Origin of the sequence: Tardiphaga sp. 841_E9_N1_2 (assembly GCF_051811065.1) — a bacterium.
GTDB lineage: Bacteria > Pseudomonadota > Alphaproteobacteria > Rhizobiales > Xanthobacteraceae > Tardiphaga > Tardiphaga robiniae.
On sequence record NZ_JBPWQC010000001.1, the window covers coordinates 112,358 to 131,760 of the forward strand.

Annotated in this window: 25 protein-coding genes; 9 read left to right on the forward strand and 16 right to left on the reverse strand. The window is 61.6% G+C overall.

Translation table 11 applies throughout. The features are described 5' to 3' along the window. Positions 1–61: 61 nt before the first annotated feature. Positions 62–1,021: a D-2-hydroxyacid dehydrogenase family protein gene (locus AB8A50_RS00515; protein ID WP_439076399.1), complete on the reverse strand. Its 960-nt coding sequence runs from the start codon at positions 1,019–1,021 to the stop codon at positions 62–64. Positions 1,022–1,570: 549 nt separating this feature from the next. Here AB8A50_RS00515 and ettA point away from each other — a divergent pair. From ettA to AB8A50_RS00535, 4 genes are all read left to right on the forward strand, one after another. Continuing rightward, entirely contained in the window at positions 1,571–3,220 is a 1,650-nt protein-coding gene (ettA, locus tag AB8A50_RS00520) for an energy-dependent translational throttle protein EttA (protein ID WP_089267386.1), read from the forward strand. 13 nt (positions 3,221–3,233) lie between these two features. Then, positions 3,234–4,004, forward strand: coding sequence for a trans-aconitate 2-methyltransferase (gene tam, locus AB8A50_RS00525; RefSeq protein ID WP_184514614.1), 771 nt, complete (start codon positions 3,234–3,236; stop codon positions 4,002–4,004). A 108-nt stretch (positions 4,005–4,112) separates the two neighbouring features. Further along, entirely contained in the window at positions 4,113–4,739 is a 627-nt protein-coding gene (locus AB8A50_RS00530; protein ID WP_439076400.1) for a TIGR00645 family protein, read from the forward strand. A gap of 14 nt (positions 4,740–4,753) precedes the next feature. After that, positions 4,754–5,989 carry a lytic murein transglycosylase gene (locus tag AB8A50_RS00535; protein WP_439076401.1) on the forward strand — a complete coding sequence of 412 codons (1,236 nt, stop codon included), beginning with the start codon at positions 4,754–4,756 and terminating at the stop codon, positions 5,987–5,989. A 95-nt stretch (positions 5,990–6,084) separates the two neighbouring features. Here the strand turns inward: AB8A50_RS00535 and AB8A50_RS00540 are convergent, their stop codons facing one another. Beyond that, positions 6,085–6,381, reverse strand: coding sequence for a hypothetical protein (locus tag AB8A50_RS00540; protein WP_439076402.1), 297 nt, complete (start codon positions 6,379–6,381; stop codon positions 6,085–6,087). A 254-nt stretch (positions 6,382–6,635) separates the two neighbouring features. Continuing rightward, positions 6,636–6,947 (reverse strand): hypothetical protein, encoded by a 312-nt coding sequence (locus AB8A50_RS00545; RefSeq protein ID WP_068732237.1) that lies wholly within the window; start codon positions 6,945–6,947, stop codon positions 6,636–6,638. Positions 6,948–7,327: 380 nt separating this feature from the next. Here AB8A50_RS00545 and AB8A50_RS00550 point away from each other — a divergent pair, with 380 nt between their 5' ends. Together AB8A50_RS00550 and bfr are read left to right on the forward strand one after the other, a co-directional pair. Next, positions 7,328–7,615, forward strand: a complete 288-nt coding sequence (locus AB8A50_RS00550; RefSeq protein WP_068732239.1) for a (2Fe-2S)-binding protein — start codon at positions 7,328–7,330, stop codon at positions 7,613–7,615. A gap of 150 nt (positions 7,616–7,765) precedes the next feature. Then, entirely contained in the window at positions 7,766–8,251 is a 486-nt protein-coding gene (gene bfr / locus AB8A50_RS00555) for a bacterioferritin (RefSeq protein WP_068732242.1), read from the forward strand. Positions 8,252–8,272: 21 nt separating this feature from the next. On the opposite strand, the gene AB8A50_RS00560 is transcribed toward bfr, so the two are convergent. From AB8A50_RS00560 to AB8A50_RS00580, 5 genes are all read right to left on the reverse strand, one after another. Next, positions 8,273–8,887: a hypothetical protein gene (locus tag AB8A50_RS00560; protein ID WP_439063313.1), complete on the reverse strand. Its 615-nt coding sequence runs from the start codon at positions 8,885–8,887 to the stop codon at positions 8,273–8,275. 92 nt (positions 8,888–8,979) lie between these two features. After that, positions 8,980–9,585 (reverse strand): MSMEG_1061 family FMN-dependent PPOX-type flavoprotein, encoded by a 606-nt coding sequence (locus AB8A50_RS00565; RefSeq protein ID WP_068732246.1) that lies wholly within the window; start codon positions 9,583–9,585, stop codon positions 8,980–8,982. Between the two features lie 216 nt (positions 9,586–9,801). Further along, positions 9,802–9,960, reverse strand: coding sequence for a hypothetical protein (locus tag AB8A50_RS00570; protein ID WP_175367212.1), 159 nt, complete (start codon positions 9,958–9,960; stop codon positions 9,802–9,804). A gap of 16 nt (positions 9,961–9,976) precedes the next feature. Then, positions 9,977–10,222, reverse strand: a complete 246-nt coding sequence (locus tag AB8A50_RS00575; protein ID WP_068732250.1) for a DUF2188 domain-containing protein — start codon at positions 10,220–10,222, stop codon at positions 9,977–9,979. Positions 10,223–10,370: 148 nt separating this feature from the next. Next, complete coding sequence (locus AB8A50_RS00580) at positions 10,371–10,724, reverse strand: hypothetical protein (RefSeq protein ID WP_439076403.1); 354 nt, start codon at positions 10,722–10,724, stop codon at positions 10,371–10,373. 252 nt (positions 10,725–10,976) lie between these two features. On the opposite strand from AB8A50_RS00580, the gene AB8A50_RS00585 reads away from it, so the two are divergent. Further along, on the forward strand, positions 10,977–12,041 hold the full coding sequence (locus AB8A50_RS00585) for an alpha/beta fold hydrolase (protein ID WP_439079893.1): 1,065 nt from the start codon (positions 10,977–10,979) through the stop codon (positions 12,039–12,041). Positions 12,042–12,120: 79 nt separating this feature from the next. Here AB8A50_RS00585 and AB8A50_RS00590 read toward each other — a convergent pair whose 3' ends face one another. Further along, positions 12,121–12,717, reverse strand: a complete 597-nt coding sequence (locus tag AB8A50_RS00590) for a collagen-like protein (RefSeq protein ID WP_439076404.1) — start codon at positions 12,715–12,717, stop codon at positions 12,121–12,123. Positions 12,718–12,916: 199 nt separating this feature from the next. Between AB8A50_RS00590 and AB8A50_RS00595 the strand changes: the two genes are divergently transcribed. Beyond that, positions 12,917–13,420, forward strand: coding sequence for a DUF2380 domain-containing protein (locus tag AB8A50_RS00595; protein WP_439076405.1), 504 nt, complete (start codon positions 12,917–12,919; stop codon positions 13,418–13,420). A gap of 6 nt (positions 13,421–13,426) precedes the next feature. Here the strand turns inward: AB8A50_RS00595 and AB8A50_RS00600 are convergent, their stop codons facing one another. Beyond that, a complete protein-coding gene (locus tag AB8A50_RS00600; protein ID WP_093760584.1) occupies positions 13,427–13,807 on the reverse strand; it encodes a RidA family protein in 381 nt (126 codons plus the stop codon). 136 nt (positions 13,808–13,943) lie between these two features. Between AB8A50_RS00600 and AB8A50_RS00605 the strand changes: the two genes are divergently transcribed. Continuing rightward, positions 13,944–14,294 carry a hypothetical protein gene (locus AB8A50_RS00605; protein WP_439076406.1) on the forward strand — a complete coding sequence of 117 codons (351 nt, stop codon included), beginning with the start codon at positions 13,944–13,946 and terminating at the stop codon, positions 14,292–14,294. A 9-nt stretch (positions 14,295–14,303) separates the two neighbouring features. Here the strand turns inward: AB8A50_RS00605 and AB8A50_RS00610 are convergent, their stop codons facing one another. From AB8A50_RS00610 to AB8A50_RS00635, 6 genes are all read right to left on the reverse strand, one after another. Then, on the reverse strand, positions 14,304–14,525 hold the full coding sequence (locus AB8A50_RS00610; RefSeq protein WP_439079894.1) for a helix-turn-helix domain-containing protein: 222 nt from the start codon (positions 14,523–14,525) through the stop codon (positions 14,304–14,306). A gap of 412 nt (positions 14,526–14,937) precedes the next feature. Beyond that, positions 14,938–15,381: a DUF6691 family protein gene (locus AB8A50_RS00615; protein WP_439076407.1), complete on the reverse strand. Its 444-nt coding sequence runs from the start codon at positions 15,379–15,381 to the stop codon at positions 14,938–14,940. 4 nt (positions 15,382–15,385) lie between these two features. After that, positions 15,386–15,811, reverse strand: a complete 426-nt coding sequence (locus AB8A50_RS00620; protein WP_120289016.1) for a YeeE/YedE family protein — start codon at positions 15,809–15,811, stop codon at positions 15,386–15,388. A gap of 253 nt (positions 15,812–16,064) precedes the next feature. Beyond that, complete coding sequence (gene thiC / locus AB8A50_RS00625) at positions 16,065–17,993, reverse strand: phosphomethylpyrimidine synthase ThiC (protein ID WP_439076408.1); 1,929 nt, start codon at positions 17,991–17,993, stop codon at positions 16,065–16,067. 31 nt (positions 17,994–18,024) lie between these two features. Continuing rightward, complete coding sequence (locus tag AB8A50_RS00630; RefSeq protein ID WP_439076409.1) at positions 18,025–18,633, reverse strand: thiamine phosphate synthase; 609 nt, start codon at positions 18,631–18,633, stop codon at positions 18,025–18,027. After that, on the reverse strand, positions 18,620–19,402 hold the full coding sequence (locus tag AB8A50_RS00635) for a thiazole synthase (RefSeq protein ID WP_184514638.1): 783 nt from the start codon (positions 19,400–19,402) through the stop codon (positions 18,620–18,622). The genes AB8A50_RS00630 and AB8A50_RS00635 overlap by 14 nt, the downstream gene beginning before the upstream one ends. Between the last annotated feature and the right edge of the window lies 1 nt (position 19,403).

A 19,403-nucleotide genomic window follows, 5' to 3' on the forward strand; every position in this document is an offset into this window, starting at 1 on the left:
AGAAAACGGGCGCTGTGTGATCACACAGCGCCCGTTTTCTTTTGCGTTTTGAACGCTTGCGTCAGTTGAGCTTGCGGACGGGGGCGCTGTTCAACCAGCCGCCGATCCCCTCGATCATCTCCGCATAGATCCGCTTGTAATTTTCGGCGGTGACATAACCGAGATGCGGCGTGATCACGACATTGTCGAGCTTGCGCAGCGGGCTGTCGAGCGGCAGTGGTTCATGGGAATAGGTGTCGATGCCGGCACCGGCAATTTTCCCGGCCTGCAAGGTCTCGAGCAGCGCGACTTCATCCACGATCGGGCCGCGTGCTGTGTTGATGAGATAGGCTGTCGGTTTCATCCGCGCGAGATCCACCCGTGACACCAATCCGCGTGAGCGATCACTCAGCACGAGGTGGATCGTAATGATGTCGGCCTGAGCGAACAGTTCTTCCTTGGTCGCGTAGGTCACGCCGGCTTTTTCGCAGGCCTCGGGCGTCAGATTGGTGCTCCAGGCAATGGTCTTCATGCCAAGCGCGCGGGCAATGCCGGCGACCTGGCTGCCGAGCTTGCCGAGGCCGATGATCCCGAGTGTCTTGCCTTCGATGTCCTCGCCGATCGTCACCTGCCAAGGCTTGCCGGCCTTCATGCGTGCGTTTTCAAAGCCGATCTTGCGGGTCAGTTCCAGCATTAGGCCGATGGTCAGGCCGGCCGTCGGATTGCCCACCATCGCGGTACCGCAGACGGTGACGTCATGAGCCTTGGCGGCCTCGAAATCGATCGCGGCATTGCGCATGCCTGAGGTGATCAGCAGCTTGAGTTTCGGCAGCGCTTCGAACATCGCGCGTGGAAACGGCGTCCGCTCGCGCATGGCGCAGATGATCTCGAAATCCTTCAGCGCCGTGGCTGCCTCGTCTGCCGACGCGAATGGCTTGTCGAAGACCGTGACCTCGATGCGATCGTCAAGCACGCTCCAGTCGCCGAGTCTCAAGGCCACGTTCTGATAGTCGTCGAGAATTGCACAGCGCAGCCGCGTCATGGGATCGTCCATCCGGTGTGGTGATGACGGTGTTGAAGCCGTCAGGGGATGGACACATTGCGCGCCTCGCGGGCGTGCGCAAGCGTCTGCATCGTCGGCGGCAGTGCGATCAGCTTAATGTGAGGGCGGGACCGGCGCGGACGGGTCCTTGGCGCGACAGGCGGGGCCCGGGCCGCGCATGTAATGCTGCTCGGGCCGGTAAGGATCGAAGGCGGCGACGAAGAACAGCTGCCAGAACGTCCGGATTTCGTGGAGTAGGCCTGGGCGCGCCGCGCGGGTTTCGGCGGCTGGAGAGGGGACTGATGTAATGATCGCCATGACGAGGCTCCGCCTGTCTGCCCGCGACTTCAGTCGCGAGGGGCATGATTGATCGCCCTGGGAGCACTCTTGGCGGAAGTCGTTAAAAAGCGGTTTTAATTGTCATAATGGCTGCCTCGAAGAAGTGCAGAGTTACCAAATCCTTAAGACCCCCGGTTGCCCTTTCGGGGCCACGCCGCTACATCAGCGACAACCCATTTTTCACGCCCGCGACGGTTTTCAAGGATCACGATGGCTCGCCAATTCGTCTACTTCATGCAGGGTCTGACCAAGGCCTATCCGACCCGCAAGGTGCTGGATAACGTCCATTTGTCGTTCTACCCGGACGCCAAGATCGGTGTGCTCGGTGTCAACGGCGCCGGTAAGTCAACGCTGCTCAAGATCATGGCGGGCCTCGACAAGGAATACACCGGCGAGGCCTGGGTCGCGCAGGGCGCGCGCGTCGGCTATCTCGAACAGGAACCGCAGCTCGATGCGTCTTTGAACGTCCGCGAGAACGTCATGCTTGGCGTCGCCAAGCAGAAGGCTGTTCTCGATCGCTACAACGAGCTGGCGATGAACTACTCGGAAGAGACCGCCGACGAGATGACCAAGCTGCAAGACGAGATCGAGGCGCAAGGCCTCTGGGATCTCGACAGCAAGGTCGACCAGGCGATGGACGCGCTGCGTTGTCCGCCTGATGATGCCGACGTCACCAAGCTCTCCGGCGGTGAACGCCGCCGCGTCGCGCTCTGCAAGCTGCTGCTTGATGCACCCGAACTGCTGCTGCTCGACGAACCGACCAACCATCTCGACGCCGAGTCCGTCTCATGGCTGGAAGGCCATCTGCGCAACTATCCCGGCGCGATCCTGATCGTGACCCATGATCGCTATTTCCTCGACAATGTGACGTCCTGGATTCTCGAACTCGATCGCGGCCGCGGTATTCCGTACGAGGGCAACTACTCGTCCTGGCTGGTGCAGAAGCAGAAGCGCCTGGCACAGGAAGGCCGCGAGGACGCAGCCCATCAGAAGACGCTGGAACGCGAGCAGGAATGGATCGCCTCGTCGCCCAAGGCACGTCAGGCCAAGTCGAAGGCGCGCTACCAGCGCTATGACGAGCTGCTCAAGAAGGCCAGCGAGAAGCAGACCCAGGGTGCGCAGATCACCATTCCGGTGGCCGAGCGCCTCGGCGACAACGTCGTCGACTTCGAAGGTCTCACCAAGGCCTATGGTGATCGCGTGCTGATCGATGATCTGACCTTCAAGCTGCCGCCCGGCGGTATCGTCGGCGTCATCGGCGCCAATGGCGCCGGCAAGACGACGCTGTTCAAGATGATCACCGGCCAGGAGAAGCCCGATAGCGGCACGATCACCGTCGGCGAGACCGTTCATCTCGGTTATGTCGATCAGTCGCGCGATGCGCTCGACGGCAAGAAGACTGTCTGGGAAGAAATCTCGGGGAATAACGAACTGATCCTGCTCGGCAAGAAGGAAGTTAATTCGCGCGGCTATTGCTCGTCGTTCAACTTCAAGGGCGGCGATCAGCAGAAGAAGGTCGGCGCATTGTCCGGCGGTGAACGCAACCGCGTGCATCTCGCCAAGATGCTGAAGTCCGGCGCCAATGTCCTGCTGCTCGACGAACCGACCAACGACCTCGACGTCGACACGCTACGTGCGCTGGAAGAGGCGCTGGAAGACTTCGCCGGTTGCGCCGTGATCATCAGCCATGACCGCTGGTTCCTCGACCGTATCGCGACGCATATGCTCGCTTTCGAAGGCGACAGCCATGTTGAATGGTTTGAAGGCAACTTCCAGGACTACGAGAAGGACAAGATGCGCCGGCTCGGGCAGGATTCGATCATCCCGCATCGCGTGAAATACAAGAAACTGACGCGCTGAGGAGAACTCTCAAATGGCCGACTGGAGCGCGCAGCAGTATCTGAAGTTCGAGGACGAGCGAACCAGGCCGGCACGGGATCTGCTCGCGCAGATTCCGCTTCTCGATGCCCGCAAGGTCGTCGACATCGGCTGCGGGCCTGGCAACTCGACGGAACTTCTGGTCAATCGCTGGCCACAAGCGTCGGTCATCGGTGTCGATACGTCGGCCGATATGCTGCGGCAGGCGCGGGAACGTCTGCCCGCGCAGACGTTCATCGAAGCCAACATCGCTCATTGGGTAGCGCCGGCCGGCTCCGATGTCTTGTTTGCCAATGCCGTGTTTCAGTGGGTGCCGGATCACATCAAGCAGCTGAAGCGTCTGGTCGGTGCCTTGCCTGACGGCGGCGTGCTGGCCGTGCAAATGCCGGACAATCTCGACGAGCCCTCGCACATCCTGATGCGCGAGGTCGCTTATCTCGAGCCATGGCGCGCGCAGCTCTCGAAGGCTGCGGAGCTGCGCGACTCGCTGCCGAAGCCCGGGGCCTATTACGATGCGCTGCAGCCGCTGTGTTCGCGGGTCGAGATCTGGCACACCGTCTACTATCATGCATTGGCCGATGCCGCCGCGATCGTGGAATGGGTGAAGGGTACCGGGCTGCGTCCGTTCGTCGATCCGCTGGAGCCGCCGGAGCGCAAGGCTTACATCGCTGAGTATACCGCGCGCATCGCCGCCAGTTATCTGCCGCAGGCGGATGGCAAGGTTCTGCTGAAATTTCCGCGGATCTTCATTGTCGCTGTCAAATAGCTGATGCGGCCAGTTGCCGCGCATTCACGACATCATCGCGTCCAGAGCGCGCCGTTATAAGATCGGCGCTTCCATTGCATTCCGATTCGACCCATAGCGAGCCCCCCCATGTCCATGACGCCCGAAACGCCATTGCCGCCCAGAGGAAAAGGCGGGGCGATGCGACCGATTCCGGCGCTGATCTTTGGCTCGCGCTGGCTGCAGCTGCCGCTCTATATTGGCCTGATCGTGGCGCAGTGCGTCTATGTCGTGCTGTTCCTCAAGGAGCTCTGGCACCTCATCGCACACTCGTTCGACTTCAGCGAACAGCAGATCATGCTGGTCGTGCTGGGTCTGATCGACGTTGTGATGATTTCCAACCTGCTGGTGATGGTGATTGTCGGTGGCTACGAGACCTTCGTATCGCGGCTCAATCTGAACGGTCACCCGGACGAGCCGGAATGGCTCAGCCACGTCAATGCCAGCGTGCTGAAGATCAAGCTGGCGATGGCGATCATCGGCATCTCGTCGATCCATCTGCTGCGCACCTTCATCGAGGCCGGCAATCTCGGAAGCACCAGCGCGCGCACGACGAACTACACCGAGACCGGCGTGATGTGGCAGACCATCATCCATATCGTGTTCATTCTCTCGGCCGTTGGCATCGCCTATGTGGACAAGCTCTCGAACGGAGTTGTTCCGCATTCGCCAGAAAACGGTCACGGCAAGCAGGGCCATGGAGGCCACGCGCATTGAAATTGAAGCCGGGCATGTGGACGACACTGCGACCGCTCTCAGTCGTCGTCGTCCTGTGCCTGATAATCGGGCCGGCTCCGTTGCTTGCTGCACCTGACGCCGGCTTCACCACCTTCATTGCTTCGCTCTGGCCGGAAGCCCAACAAGCTGGCATCTCGCGCAAGACCTTCGATGAGGTCACACGCGGGCTCGAGCCGGACTACAAGCTTCCGGATCTCATTTTGCCCGGCCGTCCTGCGACTGGTGCGCCGTCGCAGGCGGAATTCGTGCAGGTGCCGGCGGATTATGTAAAGGAGGCCAGCGTCATCCGGCTGGCGGGTGAGGGGCAGCGGCTGTTGCAGAAGCACCGCGCGACACTGGCTGCCATCGAACAGCGCTTCGGCGTGCCGGCGACGATCATCCTGGCGATCTGGGGGCGCGAGACCGATTACGGTCGGTATGCGTTGCCCTATGACGGCATTCGCGTGCTGGCGACGCAAGCCTATGTCGGTCGCCGCAAGGACCAGTATCGCGGCGAGTTCATCGCGGCACTGAAGCTGATCGAGCGCGGCGACGTATCGCGCAAGGATCTGCGCGTGTCCTGGGGCGGCGCGACGGGGCTCACGCAATTCCTGCCGTCGGAACTGGATAAGCACGGCGTCGATTTTGACGGCGACGGCCGTGTCGATATCTGGAAGTCGGTGCCGGATGCGCTGGCATCAGCGGCGCAGCAACTCACGAACAAGGGTTGGCAGCGCGGTCTGCGCTGGGCCTATGAAGTGCGTGCGCCGGCCAATGCCGACTGTACGATGGGTGTGCCAGAAGTCACCCGGCCGATTGGGGAGTGGATTCGTGCCGGCTTCATTCCGGTCCGTGGCGAGAAGCTCAGCGCGGCGGAGCAGGCGCAGTCGGCATCGCTGCTGCAGCCGGAGAGCATCTATGGCCCGGCCTTCCTGACGACGAAGAACTATTTCGTCATCAAGGAATACAATTTTTCCGATCTCTATGTGTTGTTCGTCGGCCATCTCAGTGATCGAATGGCTAATGCGCAGCCCTTTGCTACGCCGTGGTCGGCATCGAACCAGTTGCGCAGCACCGATGTCGAGGCCATGCAGCGGCACCTGACGAGGCTTGGTCTCTATGCCGACAAGATGGACGGCAAGGCCGGCATGAAGACGCGTGCCGCGCTCGGTGCCTATCAGAAGTCAGCGGGCCTCAAGGTCGATTGCTGGCCCAGCGAGACGGTGTTGCGTGCGATGAACGCAAGATAGTCGCACCTTCAATCGCCCAACGAAAAACCCGGCCGCGTAAACGGCCGGGTTTTGAATTTGGATCGTGCGCGCGAATGCGCAGTCGTCAGATCAGATCAATTGCAAACTTCGACCGGACGCGAACGCCAGACGCCGCGATATTCGTCCCAGACGCGCTGGCGGACGACACGGCATTCCGGTTCGACATACACCGGAGCGGGGGCGTAGCCGTAGCCATAGGCCGGAGCCGGACGGCTGGCTGCAATGGCGCCACCGAGGAGAGCGCCACCGATCAGGCCACCGGCAACGCCAGCGGCGATGCGGCCACCGTCGGCCTTTGCGGCAGGCGCAACAGCAACCAGCGAACCGGCAACCGTCGCGGCGGCGAGCAAGGCGGAAATCGTCTTCTTCATCTCAGGTCTCTCCAGAAGGGCGCCGCAAGCGACGCACGGTTAAAGGTCTACTCACGCTGCGATTCGAACTGACGATCTCACTTAGAAGCGCCCAACCGTCAATTCGATGTAAACGTTAGCCAGTCAGTGATCCGAAAAAGCGGTTTTTTCGGGCCATTGCAAGCATCACGCACTGGAAATGTCGTAGGTTTCCGATGCGTAACAGGAGATCAGAGTGATCTCAGAGATCGCATGATCCCGGAGATCGTACGATCTCAGCCGCACACGCGGACGCGGCGAATGCGCCAGCCATAGCCGTCCCAGAAACGCTGACGTTGCCAGAAACAGTCGCCGTAATAGCCCGGGCCGGCCACATAGGCCGGACGGCCGTAATAGCCGTAGCCGGGACCATAATATCCCGAGCCGGCAGCGATTGCGCCGCCAAGCAGGGCGCCGCCAATCAGACCTGCAGCCACCGCGCCACCGCCGCCATGTCCACGCCAGTGCTGCGCGCTTGCCGATGTCGGAGCCATGGCGGAAACGGCCAGGGTGGCAACGGCGGCAATGGCCATCAGAGTTTTCTTCATGGCATTCCCTTTCTCAATCGGGCTTCGCTCACACATAGCGCTGCCTGACGCGAAAAGTTTCATACTTCACTTGAATGATCAATGAACGGGACCGCGCGATCCAGGTTACATCTTGATCTTAAAGCCATTCCGAACAGAGGTCCGCGACCCTCCCTAAGGGCATGCCACGGCGCAGGCGGTTGCTGGATAGGGGCATTCTGTCGGCTAGCCGTCATCTGATCACGGCGCTTGCGAGGTTCAGACGAATTTTAGATTCGTTCCAATTTCTCTCATGCGATCAGTAGTTTGGAATAGCTTCAAAGTCGGCGTTTTCCTTTTGCATCGGGGCGGCCTCTTACATATCCAAGAGGGGTCCTGACCTGCGAGTTCGCCTTCATCTCATGATCGTTTGTTCCTGCAACGTCTTTTCCGACCATGATGTCCGTAGTGCCGTTGCCGGAGCGCGTCCGCCGCGTACGCCGGGGCAGGTCTATGGATGCCTCGGTTGCAGCGCCCAGTGCGGACGGTGTGTACGGACAATCAAGAAGATCATGGACGAAGCGCTGGGCGCTTGTGCCAAGTCCTGCTGTGCCGGCTGCCCGCATACGGCGGCCCATGGGCAGTCTCACACCGAAACTCATGCGCATATCGAACTGGCAGATATTGCCTCGATCGAAGCGGCAGCCTAAGCACTTATAAATTCAACAGCTTTCCAGCTTTTCCACGCTCCTTGCCGAATTGAGCAAAGAAGGGTTGTCCTGTCGGTGAATCTGATTTAGAAACATTCTAAATTCAGACGAGGGCCTGTTTCGGACGGGTTCAGCAGACAGGAGAACATCATGAAGGGCGACCCGAAGGTCATCGAATTCCTCAACAAGGGCCTGCGCAGCGAGCTCACCGCGATCAGCCAGTATTGGCTGCACTTCCGGCTCCTGAATCACTGGGGCTTGGTCGACATGGCCAAGATGTGGCGCAAGGAATCCATCGAAGAGATGAATCACGCAGATCGTTTTACCGATCGCATTCTCTTCCTGGACGGCTTCCCGAACATGCAGGTTCTCGATCCGTTGCGCATCGGCCAGACGGTCAAGGAAATCATCGAATGCGATCTCGCTGCCGAAATCGGTGCCCGCACGCTGTATGAAGAAGCCGCCACCTATTGTCACGGCGTCAAGGATTACGTCTCGCGTGATCTGTTCGAGAAGCTGATGAAGGACGAGGAAGGTCACATCGACTTCCTCGAAACCCAGCTCGATCTGATCGAGCGGATCGGTATCGATCTCTACACCCAGAAGCACATGGGTGGCCTTGAGAGCGAGTTCTAGGCCAGGATCATCCCCGGCGTCTCAATAGACGCCGGACAATGTCGTCCGCCCCTGTTCCGGCAGGGGCGGTTTAGGCATATCGCATTTGGAGAATGCCGCGCGGATCGCGGCAGTCGATCCCTCCAGCGGATATTCTACGGCCGTTCGACCCCCGTTGATCGACCTGATCCGGACATACAACGTCTTCGCACCGGCAAGCTCGCTGACGAAGGTCGCGATCTCTGCCCTGTCTTCGATGACGATGATCTGGTTTCCCCGCACCACCCGCGAGCCGACGTCGTCGTGACCAGGTTTTCCGTCGAAGCGATAGCCGAGCACCGTGTTGCGGTTGCTGCCGATCTTGAAATCAAAGGCGAAGCGGATCAGCGGCGCGCCATCGATGCATGTCAGCAGCAATGACGAGACACGTGGAAAATCCACATTGCTGTTTGACGCTTCGGCAAAGACATAGGCGCTGGGCAATTCGGCGCCGGTGATGCGGTCGATCTGGTGCGGGATCAACCATTCGCCCGCATAGGTTTCGTCCCGTTCTGTCACGAATGGATCGCGCGCGCAGCCGCCTAGGATGACGCCCGCGACCGTCATCAGCTGAATCAACGCAACGCCACGCACAACGCTCTCCCCAAGCGTCGTCATTATACAACCTTAAGTGATAATTTCAAATAGGGGTTGTGCGTGGATGGCCGCGGCTGCCGGAGCTCCTTTTGGCTCCGGACGAGGCCGACGAGCTACAGCTGCTGGCGATAGGCGACGTCGATCTGTTCCTGGGTCATCGGTTCACCGAGTTTGGTCTGGTCGTGAACCATTTCCGAGATGCTCGGCATCACCGAGCGCTTCACCTGCACCTCCGGCGACCACAGCTTCGAACGCATCAGCGCCTTGCCGCAATGAAAATAGGCTTCGGTCACGGTGATGCTCAACACCGCGCGCGGGAGCTTGCCGAACTCCTCCATCGACGCCATCAGTTCCGGGTCTTTAATCAGCCTGGCGACGCCGCTGACACGCAAGGTGTCGTCGATGCCCGGAACGAAGAAGATCAGCTGCACGTGGCCGCTGCCCGCCATCAGATTCTGGAACGTATCGATGCGATTGTTGCCAGGACGATCCGGCATCTGCAATTCGGTCGGCGAGGCAATCCGAACGAAGCCGACGCCGCCACCGCGCGGCGATGCATCGACAGTCCCGTCGGGACCCGACGAAGCAAGCACGCAGAACGGGGATAGCGAGATGAACTTGCTGGAATGCATGTCAAGCGTCGGTCGCGCCTTGGCGATCACGCGCGGATGCGGCGTTGGATAAATGGTGCGGAGTTCGTCTGCTGCGACGTCGGTCACGTCTGCTCTCCCGATGCAATTTGATGGTGCAAAACTAGCATGGCGGCGCCTTGCAGAAAAGTCGCGCAGACAGCACCGCAACCGACGCCGGAGTCACCATGTGACTCCATAACGTATGTGGTTTGTCGATTTGGCCCGTTCGCTATGAGTCTGTGGCGTCTTTGTGTGGCCCGGGCCAATTGATGACGCCGGCCCACCAATTCAACCGTGTGCGTGTCACAAGTGCAAGCGATGCGGCGATTTCAATGACGCCGCGGCGATGATGAGTTCGCGCGCGAAGGGCACCCAGGCGGGCGTGACGAGCAACAACTTCTCCGGCATGGCGAGATACGGCAATGCCGGCGCCATTGGACGCGTTGACGTCAGTTGGATCATTCACCTGTCTTCGCGATCAGGCCTTGTCGATGATGTGGGTGTTGGGACGATCACTGCCCGAGGCAGTTTCCTCGTGCCACTGCCCTTTTTCGTCCTCATAGGCGATCACCTCGGTGCGTCCCGGCACTCTCTGCTCGGCCGCGGCGCGCTTGGCGGCTGCGGTGGCGAGTGCGTGCGTCGCATACGGCTCGGAGAAGACGGCGCCAACCTTATAGGCCCAACCGCCATCATGCTCGACGATCACATAGGTCACTTCCGTCATATCGATCTCTCTTTATCCTGTAGCGCCCGCGGCGAGGTGACGGCGGGGCCAGAGTGACCTAACGCGCCGCGCGCAGAATTAGCCTCAAATTGGGCCCGATTGCCTGTGGATTGCAAGGCCGCACCCTGGCACCGTTTCGTGATCGTCATCACGCGGCGTCAGCCGGAACGAAACAGCTGATGATGATCTCGCCGCGATGGCGCATATACCAGACGACGGCTTCGCCAACGGGGTTGCCGCGATCGCGGATCACGGCGCGCGTCGGCACCTCCGTCCATATGCCTTCGATCGGCACCCAATAGGAGCCGTTGCGGACGTCATATTCGGTGCGATGGCCGTCGGAGATATCGCAACACGGCACGCCATTAGGGCTGATGACGCTTTTGAACCAGTTCCGGATATCGTCGGGCACATCGTTGAACTGGCCGCGATCGATGGCGTGAGCGGTCGTCGCCATCACGGTAAGCGCTGCCAGCAGCACCACTTGAATCAATCCCCGCATGCGAACCTCACGGTGTTGCATCACGCGCGGACGCCGGGTGCCGCACGGGACGACTCGGATTCTTGCGATGATTAAGCCCGAGCTATGGCGGCGACGCCTGCCCAAAGATTATACCCGGCGCGACGAGCTGGGGATCGCTGCGCTGCAGTATCGATCTGTTGGTCTCCTGGCTCGCGCTGCCATGCTAGCATCTGTGTCAAGCGGCCCGATCAAATGGCTGCGCCGGGGAGGATGACGATGCCCAGCCGTTCTATGCGCGCGTTGTGCGCTGCTGCTGTCGTGACATGTGCTTCGCTTGCTGCCGTGACCGCGTTCGCCGCTGATTATCCGGCGCCAAAGCAGGGCGACTGGATCGCGAAGGATTTCAAGTTTCATACTGGCCATGTGATGCCGGAGTTGAAGCTGCATTACACCACGGTAGGCGAGCCGAGCGGCCAGCCGGTGCTGGTGCTGCATGGCACCGGCGGTTCGGCGCAGAGCATATTGACGCCTGCTTTTGCGGGTGAGTTATTCGGCGCGGGCCAGCCGCTCGATGCCGCAAAATACTACATCATCATTCCCGATGCGCTCGGCCACGGCAAATCGTCAAAACCCTCTGACGGGATGAAGACTGCATTTCCGAAGTACAATTACGACGATATGGTCGATGCCCAGCACCGGCTGCTGATCGAAGGGCTCGGCATCAAGCATGTGCGGATGGTGATCGGCAATTCCATGGGCGGCATGCATGCGTGGATCTGGGGCGCTAAATATCCCGATGCGATGGACGCTCTGGTGCCGATGGCATCACAGCCTACGGAAATGAGCGCACGCAACTGGATGATGCGGCGCGTGATGATCGAGACCGTGCGCGCCGATCCAGATTACAAGGCCGGCAACTACACATCGCAGCCTGGCATGATCAAATTTGCCAGCGTGATGTATGGCATCGCGACAGCTGGCGGCACGCTGGCCTATCAGATGCTGGCACCAACCGGCGAGGCCGCCGACAAGAATGTCGATGACCGGCTCAAGGCGCCATTTGTCGCCGATGCAAATGATTTCATCTATCAGTGGGAATCCTCGCGCGACTACAATCCATCAGCAGGTCTGGAGAAGATCACATCCGTCGTGCTCGCGATCAACGCTGCCGATGACGAGCGCAATCCGCCGGAGACCGGGCTGATGGACGTCGCGCTGAAGCGGATCAAAAACGCGAAGATGCTGCTGATTCCGGCGAGCACCGAGACCCGCGGTCATCTCACGACAGGCGGTGCGAAATTCTACAAACAGCAGCTTCAGGATCTGCTGCAGACCGCACCGCAGCGGACCATGTAAAAAGTAAAGGCGACGGGCCGGCATTGCGGCGCGTCGCCTGATCTGTTGTTGCGCGTCCGTATCGAACGACGCAGCGGTGCTAGTCGTCCTTGTTCTTCTTGCGCTTCTTCTTTTTCTTGCCGTCGTCGGTTTCATCGGACTCATCCGCGATGGCGGCTTCGGCCTCGATCATCGCGGCGACGCGTTCGACGGCTTCCTGCTGCTCGCGCAGCAGGGCCTCTTCGCGCTCCTGCGCTTCGCGCAGGCGCATCTGGCGGTGGTCTTCCCAGGCGTCGAACACCATGTGCAGCCACGGCATGATCTGCTCGAGGCTCGGTAGCGCGCCGGGAGGACCTTGCTCGCCGCGCGGCCCGGCTTCGCCCTGCACGCCGGGCTTGCCCTGAAGGCCCTGTTCACCCCGTGGTCCCTGCGGCCCGGCCTTGCCCTGCGGTCCGATCGGACCAGGCTTGCCGTCGGCGCCAGCCTTACCATTGACGCCAGCCTTACCTTGGGGGCCTGCTTCGCCGCGCTTGCCCTGCGGCCCCGGCTTGCCATTGGCGCCGGCTTTGCCGGCCAGGCCCGGCTTGCCCTGCGCGCCGTCCGGCCCCGGCCGTCCGGGATGGCCCTGCGGTCCGGGAAGTCCCGGTTCGCCGCGGGGGCCGCGTAATCCGGTTTGGCTGATCGTATCTTTTGCCACGCCTCACACTCCGTATTGATTCTGTCCGGCCGCTTTTAACAGGGGATGGATGACGGCTTCAATTCGCCGCTGCTGCCATGCCACCACAGACATTGCCGGTTGCGCTTCACCACATGCGGACTAGCATCGGCTGTCGCTCGACCTGCTGGCACCTGCGCCAGTTTGGCGTGGCGGCGAACAGAAGATCAGGGAGGAGAACATGCGGAGAGGGCAGGTTCTGTGGTTGCTGTGCGGCGCCGTGGCGTTGCTGGGCGCACCTGCGCCGGCCCCGGCCGCCGGACAGCTCGCCGTCGCGGTGGCCGATTTCGACTATAGCGACACCTCCGGCGAGGAGGCCGACCAATCCGCGCAGCATCGCGACCGCATGACCATCTTCGCTGCACTGCTGCGCGACGGGCTGGCGCAGCGCGACTACCGCGTGGTGCGCCCGGCCTGTCCGCAGCCTGCCTGCACTGCCGTCAGCATGGCGCCCGACGATCTCGTCGCCGCAGCGCGCCGCGACGGTGCGCGTTACCTGGTCTATGGCGGCATCCGCAAGATGAGTACGCTGGTGCAATGGGGCGAGGTGCAGTTGTTCGATGTTGAGCGCGAGCAGCTGGTGATGCGCCGCGCCGTCACCTTCCGCGGCGATACTGACACCGCATTCCGCCGCGCCGCCGATTTCGTCAGCGAGACGGTGAAGGATGCGATGGCCGGCCGATGACCGTCGTTACGGTAGCGAAGCCACACACTCGATCTCGATAAGCATCGCCGGATTGGGCAGCGCCTGGACCACGCAAGTGGTGCGCGCCGGATAGGGCGGTGGTCCGAAGGCTTCGGCATACAGAGCATTCATGGGAGCCACGTCGGACGCGCGCGTCAGCAGCACGTTGACCTTGACGAGATGCGAGATGTCGGTGCCTGCATCCTTCAGTACTCGTTTGATCGTGCGCACCACAAATCCGAACTGCGCCTCGAATTGTTCCGGCAATTGGCCATTGGCGTCGAAGCCGGGAATGCCGGAGACGAACAGGAGATCGCCGACCCGCGCCGCATAGGACAGCGGCGGCGCTTTGATTCCGGGAGGGGGCGGGAAGTGCTGGATGGGCATGATCAGGCCTCGCGCTCATGTGACGGGCCAGCGTAGCAGGTCTAGGCAAGGTGCGCCCGCGAATTGCCGAGCCCTGTCGAACCGGAACGGGGTCCGCGGCGACTTACGCTCTCATCAGGGCAACGGGCGACGACATATGAAATCATATCTGGCGCTGCTGACCTTGTTGGCCCTCACGAGCGCAACGCATGCCGGCGAGATACGCCTAGGGGCGTCCATGCAGGTAAAACCGGATTCGATCTGGTTCGAGGATCGCGCGAATCTGGCGCGATGGCAGGCACTGAAGAAAGCCGGCGATTCAAAAGCTCTGGCGTCGTATCAGGATGGCCTGCTGCAGGCGCGCGAGGCATGGCAATTCACCAGGCCGCTCACTGTCAGAATTCGCGGCTTTGAGCCGAAGGCGCATCTCGTCGGTGTCGAGATGCAGACCGAAGACCGGCTGCAGGGCTCCACATGGGTGCTGGATACCAGCGCGCTCCAGGAATAGCGCCGCGCGCTAGCCGTGCCCCGGCACGTCGGCCCCATCCGCTGAATACTGTTTGATCTTGTTACGCATGGTGCGGACGGAGACGCCAAGCACGCGGGCGGCGTGGGTGCGATTGCCGTCGCAGCGCGCCAGCGTCTGTAGCATCAACTCGCGTTCGACCTCATGGACAGTCGCGCCGATCAGCATCGTCACGACCTCGCTTGGATCTGACGAGGGCGCAAACATGTCCATTTCAGCCGGCGAATCGTCACGCGGGCGGCGAAGGGACTCGTAAAGGGATTCCTGGATCATGGGTATCTCCCGATCAACGCCTGCTTCGTTGCGCGAAGCAACAACATCGAGAACGAACAGCCCCCAGCCGTTGCGTTGCGGCAGGTTGGGCGCGATTGGTTAACGAAAGGTTAATCAATGGGTACCATTGGGTGTACCGCCGGGATATTGCAACAAAGAAAGTCGCTTTGTCTGCCCCTGACGCCTTGGAACCCGGCATGTCGATAAGCGCACAGGGCGCGCGTGCCTTGTGATGTCAGTGAGGATAGGGGAGTGGTGCGAGCACAGCCAGTGATCGCCGATTATGACGCCATGCCGCGGGTACTGCATTGGTCGCTTTCAAGGTTACGATTGGTTCAGGCCGTTACCCAATCTACGCTTTCTCGATCTGTCGCATGAGCGTGCGACGTGTGCCCCATGCATCGTGACCGAGCATGCCCACCGCCATTGCGACGACGAACACAATCACCGGACGGCCTAGCCCCGCGAGGTTGACCAGCGCGGGGCCAGGACAGAGCCCCAGGAGGCCCCAGCCGATCCCAAACAGCGTGGTCCCGATAACGAGCGGTGTGTCGACGTCCCTGCGTGTCGGCCACAGGTTCTTTGCGGCAAGGACAGGTGTGCCGCGCCGCCGCGCCAGTGCGAAGCCAAGACCGGTGACCGCGACTGCGCCGGCCATCACGAAAGCCAGCGTCGCGTCCCAAGCCCCGAAGATATCGAGGAAGCCGAGTACTTTCCCGGTGTCCGTCATGCCCGAGATCAGGAGGCCGATGCCGAACACGAGACCGCAAGCAAAGCTGACGAAAACAAGTAGCATTGCATCAGCCTCCGATACCGTGACGCACGACGGCGACCGTGGCGATCGCTGCGGCCATGAAGATCGCTGTGGCGACGATTGAACGTGCTGACAGGCGTGCGATACCGCATACGCCATGGCCGGATGTGCAGCCGCCGCCCATGCGGCTGCCGAAACCGACCAGAAGCCCGGCGATAACGATGACGATCAGGCTCGCTGGCATCGCTGGTGCTGGCAATGGTGTGCCCGAAAGCGAAGCGAGCAGGGGCGCTGCCAGAAGTCCGGCGACGAAGGCGATGCGCCAGCCGCGATCGCCGGCACCGGGCTGGAGTAGCCCCCCGAAAATGCCGCTGATCCCGGCGATGCGTCCGGTCAGCAGCATCAGCATGGAGGCAGCGAGCCCGATCAGCGCGCCGCCGACGATTCCAGAGAGAGGCGTAAGGTGATGCATGGTTGTGGCCTCCACCGACCGTGTCGTCGTTCAGTGATGGACGTTATCATAGCGCGCGATTGTTCTGCATCGGCGTGAAACAAAATGCGGAGCGCGCCGGTGTCAATTGCGAAAAGCAAGGATACGCCGCGCTTGAACCGGGCCAGTTTTGCAACGTTTGGATACGAAAGAAGGCCGGGCAAATGCCCGGCCTTCTTTGGCGAGATGGATGCCGGGCCAAGTCCTGGCATGATGATGCAAGCAGGGGATGCGCTTACAGCGCCTTGTTGCTATCCTTCACTGCCTGAGCCTGCACATAGACCTGCTCGCCCATGTCCTTGAACTTCTGGCTCATGCTGGCCATGCCGTCCTCGATCACGCCCGACATGCTCATGCCCATCGACGCCGTGCCGCCGAGGTTCAGTGCGGCTTTCTCGTTGTCGCCGAGGGTCGCTGCATAGTCGCGCACGTCCTGCGTGATCTTCATCGAGCAGAACTTCGGTCCGCACATGGAGCAGAAATGCGCGACCTTGTGAGCGTCCTTGGGCAGTGTCTCGTCGTGATAGGCGACAGCGGTTTCCGGATCGAGACCGAGATTGAACTGGTCCTGCCAGCGGAAGTCGAAACGGGCGCGGGAGAGCGCGTCGTCGCGCAGCTGCGCGGCGGGATGGCCCTTGGCGAGATCGGAGGCATGCGCCGAGATCTTGTAAGTGATCACGCCGACCTTGACGTCGTCGCGGTTGGGCAGGCCGAGATGCTCCTTCGGCGTCACGTAGCAAAGCATCGAACAGCCGAACCAGCCGATCATGGCCGCACCGATACCCGAGGTGATGTGGTCGTAGCCCGGCGCGATGTCGGTGGTCAGTGGCCCCAGGGTGTAGAACGGCGCTTCGCCGCATTCCTTGAGCTGCTTGTCCATGTTGATCTTGATCTTGTGCAGCGGCACATGGCCGGGGCCTTCGATCATCACCTGACAGCCCTTCGCCCATGCCACCTTGGTGAGCTCACCGAGCGTCTCCAGTTCGGCGAACTGCGCGCGGTCATTGGCATCCGCGATCGAGCCGGGGCGTAGGCCGTCGCCGAGCGAGAACGACACGTCATACTTGCGCATGATGTCGCAGATCTCTTCGAAATGCGTGTAGAGGAAGCTCTCCTGGTGATGCGCCAGGCACCACTTGGCCATGATCGAGCCGCCGCGCGAGACGATGCCGGTGACGCGGTTGGCGGTGAGATGGATATAGGCCAGGCGCACGCCGGCATGGATGGTGAAGTAATCGACGCCCTGTTCACACTGCTCGATCAGCGTGTCCTTGTAGAGCTCCCAGGTCAGCTTGACCGGATCGCCGTCGCACTTCTCCAGCGCCTGATAGATCGGCACGGTGCCGATCGGGATCGGCGCATTGCGCAGGATCCATTCACGGGTGGTGTGGATGTTGCGGCCCGTCGAGAGGTCCATCACGGTGTCGGCGCCCCAGCGGATCGCCCACACCATCTTGTCGACTTCTTCCTCGACCGACGATGTCACGGCGGAGTTGCCGATATTGGCATTGATCTTGGTGAGGAAGTTGCGGCCGATGATCATCGGCTCGAGTTCGGCGTGGTTGATGTTGCAGGGGATGATCGCGCGGCCGCGCGCGATCTCCGAGCGCACGAACTCCGGCGTGACGAACAGCGGCACTTCGGCGCCGAAGCTCTCGCCATCGGCGCGCGCGGCCTCGGCGCGCTCGAGCTGGACCTTGCGGCCGAGGTTCTCGCGCTCGGCGACATAGATCATTTCCTTGGTGATGATGCCAGCGCGGGCGAATTCATACTGCGTGATCATGTGATCGCCGGTGCCGCGCAGCGGCTTGTGATAGGCCTTGAACGACTTCGCGGCATGGGCTGCGCCGACATTGCCGTTATCTTCCGGCTTGATCTCGCGGCCCTGATATTCCTCCACGCCGCCGCGCTCCTTGACCCAATCGAGGCGCGCGCGGGACAACCCGTTATTGACGTCGATCAGCACGTTCGGATCGGTATAGGGACCCGACGTGTCATACACGGGCAGGTTCGGCTCGCCGGCGCCTTCCGAGAGAATGATCTCGCGCAGCGGCACGCGCAGGTCCGGCGCGCTCTCCGGGATCGCGTAGATCTTGCGCGACGAAGGCAGGTTGCCGGTCGTGACGGCGGGCAGGGTGGTGTCGGGATTGGAGCGGATGTTCATGGACTAATCCTCCGTTGTCGTTCTTGAAATGTCAGGCGGCTTTGGCGGATGCGCCAAGCCATTGATGGACGCGGGCGTCGGGATCTGCGTGTTGGGTGACGTCGCTGACGACGGCGATGGAATCCGCGCCGGCGGCAAAGATCTCTGCGGCTTGTTCGAACTTGATGCCGCCGATCGCCACCAGCGGCAGCGTGCCGATGCGCTTCTTCCAGACCGAGATTTTCGGAATGCCCTGCGGCGCGAAGCGCATGGATTTCAGCGTGGTGAAGAAGATCGGTCCGAGCGCGACGTAATCCGGCTTCGCGCTTAATGCGGTTTCAAGTTCGTCCTCGTCATGGGTTGAGAGGCCCAGCGTGATGCCGGCCTTGCGGATCGCGGCAACATCGGCCTCGGCCAGATCTTCCTGGCCGAGATGCAGATGCTGCGCCTTGAGGTCGATGGCGACGCGCCAGTAGTCGTTGACCACCAGCTTGGTCTTGGTGCCGTTGGTCACGGTCAGCGCCTCGCGAAACAGCGTGGTGGCGTCGTCGTCGTCGAGATCCTTGGCGCGAAGCTGCACGGTGCCAACGCCCAGCTGCGTGAGGCGTTTCACCCAGGCTACGGTGTCGACGACGGGATAGAAACGGTCAGGATACGGCATGCCAGAACGGTGTCCCGATGACTGGAGTGGAAGGAGAAGCGAAATCGCGCGCGCCCATCAGGCCCGCCTCGAAGCCGGTGCGGCCTGCCTCGACGGCGAGGCGGAAGGCATTGGCCATGGCGACGGGATCGGCGGCCTTCGCGACGGCGGTGTTGAGCAGCACGGCGTCATAGCCGAGTTCGAGCGCTTCGGCGGCATGCGATGGCGCGCCCAAACCGGCATCGACCACCAGCGTGATGTCAGGCAGGCGGTCGCGCATCAGTTTCAGCGCGTCGGCATTGATGATGCCGCGTGCGCTGCCGATGGGCGCCGCCCATGGCATCACCACCTTGCAGCCGGCATCCACCAGACGCATCGCGACGCTCAAGTCCTCGGTGCAATAGGGGAACACCTCGAAGCCGTCCTTGATCAGGATATCGGCGGCTTCGACGAGGCCGACCACATCGGGCTGCAGCGTGTCGTTGTCCGCGATCACTTCGAGCTTGATCCAGGAGGTGCCGAACAATTCGCGCGCGAGCTTTGCGGTCGTGACTGCCTCGCGCACGCTGCGACAGCCCGCGGTGTTGGGCAGCACGGTGACGTCGAGTTCTCTAATCAGCGACCAGAACGCATCGCCAGTCTTGCCGCCGGCTGATTCACGCCGCAGCGACACGGTGACGATTCCGGCGCCGGAGGCGCGGATCGCGTCCTGCATGATCGCGGGCGACGGATAGAGCGCGCTGCCGATCAGCAACCGTGATTTGAATTCCTTGCCGTAGAAACTCACCATC

Excerpts from the sequence above, each read along its gene's own strand:
- AB8A50_RS00515 (WP_439076399.1), bottom strand. The coding sequence starts at position 1,021 with ATGACGCGGCTGCGCTGTGCAATTCTCGACGACTATCAGAACGTGGCC.
- ettA (WP_089267386.1), top strand. The coding sequence starts at position 1,571 with ATGGCTCGCCAATTCGTCTACTTCATGCAGGGTCTGACCAAGGCCTAT.
- tam (WP_184514614.1), top strand. The coding sequence starts at position 3,234 with ATGGCCGACTGGAGCGCGCAGCAGTATCTGAAGTTCGAGGACGAGCGA.
- AB8A50_RS00530 (WP_439076400.1), top strand. The coding sequence starts at position 4,113 with ATGTCCATGACGCCCGAAACGCCATTGCCGCCCAGAGGAAAAGGCGGG.
- AB8A50_RS00535 (WP_439076401.1), top strand. The coding sequence starts at position 4,754 with ATGTGGACGACACTGCGACCGCTCTCAGTCGTCGTCGTCCTGTGCCTG.
- AB8A50_RS00540 (WP_439076402.1), bottom strand. The coding sequence starts at position 6,381 with ATGAAGAAGACGATTTCCGCCTTGCTCGCCGCCGCGACGGTTGCCGGT.
- AB8A50_RS00545 (WP_068732237.1), bottom strand. The coding sequence starts at position 6,947 with ATGAAGAAAACTCTGATGGCCATTGCCGCCGTTGCCACCCTGGCCGTT.
- AB8A50_RS00550 (WP_068732239.1), top strand. The coding sequence starts at position 7,328 with ATGATCGTTTGTTCCTGCAACGTCTTTTCCGACCATGATGTCCGTAGT.
- bfr (WP_068732242.1), top strand. The coding sequence starts at position 7,766 with ATGAAGGGCGACCCGAAGGTCATCGAATTCCTCAACAAGGGCCTGCGC.
- AB8A50_RS00560 (WP_439063313.1), bottom strand. The coding sequence starts at position 8,887 with ATGACGACGCTTGGGGAGAGCGTTGTGCGTGGCGTTGCGTTGATTCAG.
- AB8A50_RS00570 (WP_175367212.1), bottom strand. The coding sequence starts at position 9,960 with ATGATCCAACTGACGTCAACGCGTCCAATGGCGCCGGCATTGCCGTAT.
- AB8A50_RS00575 (WP_068732250.1), bottom strand. The coding sequence starts at position 10,222 with ATGACGGAAGTGACCTATGTGATCGTCGAGCATGATGGCGGTTGGGCC.
- AB8A50_RS00580 (WP_439076403.1), bottom strand. The coding sequence starts at position 10,724 with ATGCGGGGATTGATTCAAGTGGTGCTGCTGGCAGCGCTTACCGTGATG.
- AB8A50_RS00585 (WP_439079893.1), top strand. The coding sequence starts at position 10,977 with ATGCGCGCGTTGTGCGCTGCTGCTGTCGTGACATGTGCTTCGCTTGCT.
- AB8A50_RS00595 (WP_439076405.1), top strand. The coding sequence starts at position 12,917 with ATGCGGAGAGGGCAGGTTCTGTGGTTGCTGTGCGGCGCCGTGGCGTTG.
- AB8A50_RS00600 (WP_093760584.1), bottom strand. The coding sequence starts at position 13,807 with ATGCCCATCCAGCACTTCCCGCCCCCTCCCGGAATCAAAGCGCCGCCG.
- AB8A50_RS00605 (WP_439076406.1), top strand. The coding sequence starts at position 13,944 with ATGAAATCATATCTGGCGCTGCTGACCTTGTTGGCCCTCACGAGCGCA.
- AB8A50_RS00610 (WP_439079894.1), bottom strand. The coding sequence starts at position 14,525 with ATGGACATGTTTGCGCCCTCGTCAGATCCAAGCGAGGTCGTGACGATG.
- AB8A50_RS00615 (WP_439076407.1), bottom strand. The coding sequence starts at position 15,381 with ATGCTACTTGTTTTCGTCAGCTTTGCTTGCGGTCTCGTGTTCGGCATC.
- AB8A50_RS00620 (WP_120289016.1), bottom strand. The coding sequence starts at position 15,811 with ATGCATCACCTTACGCCTCTCTCTGGAATCGTCGGCGGCGCGCTGATC.
- thiC (WP_439076408.1), bottom strand. The coding sequence starts at position 17,993 with ATGAACATCCGCTCCAATCCCGACACCACCCTGCCCGCCGTCACGACC.
- AB8A50_RS00630 (WP_439076409.1), bottom strand. The coding sequence starts at position 18,633 with ATGCCGTATCCTGACCGTTTCTATCCCGTCGTCGACACCGTAGCCTGG.
- AB8A50_RS00635 (WP_184514638.1), bottom strand. The coding sequence starts at position 19,402 with ATGGTGAGTTTCTACGGCAAGGAATTCAAATCACGGTTGCTGATCGGC.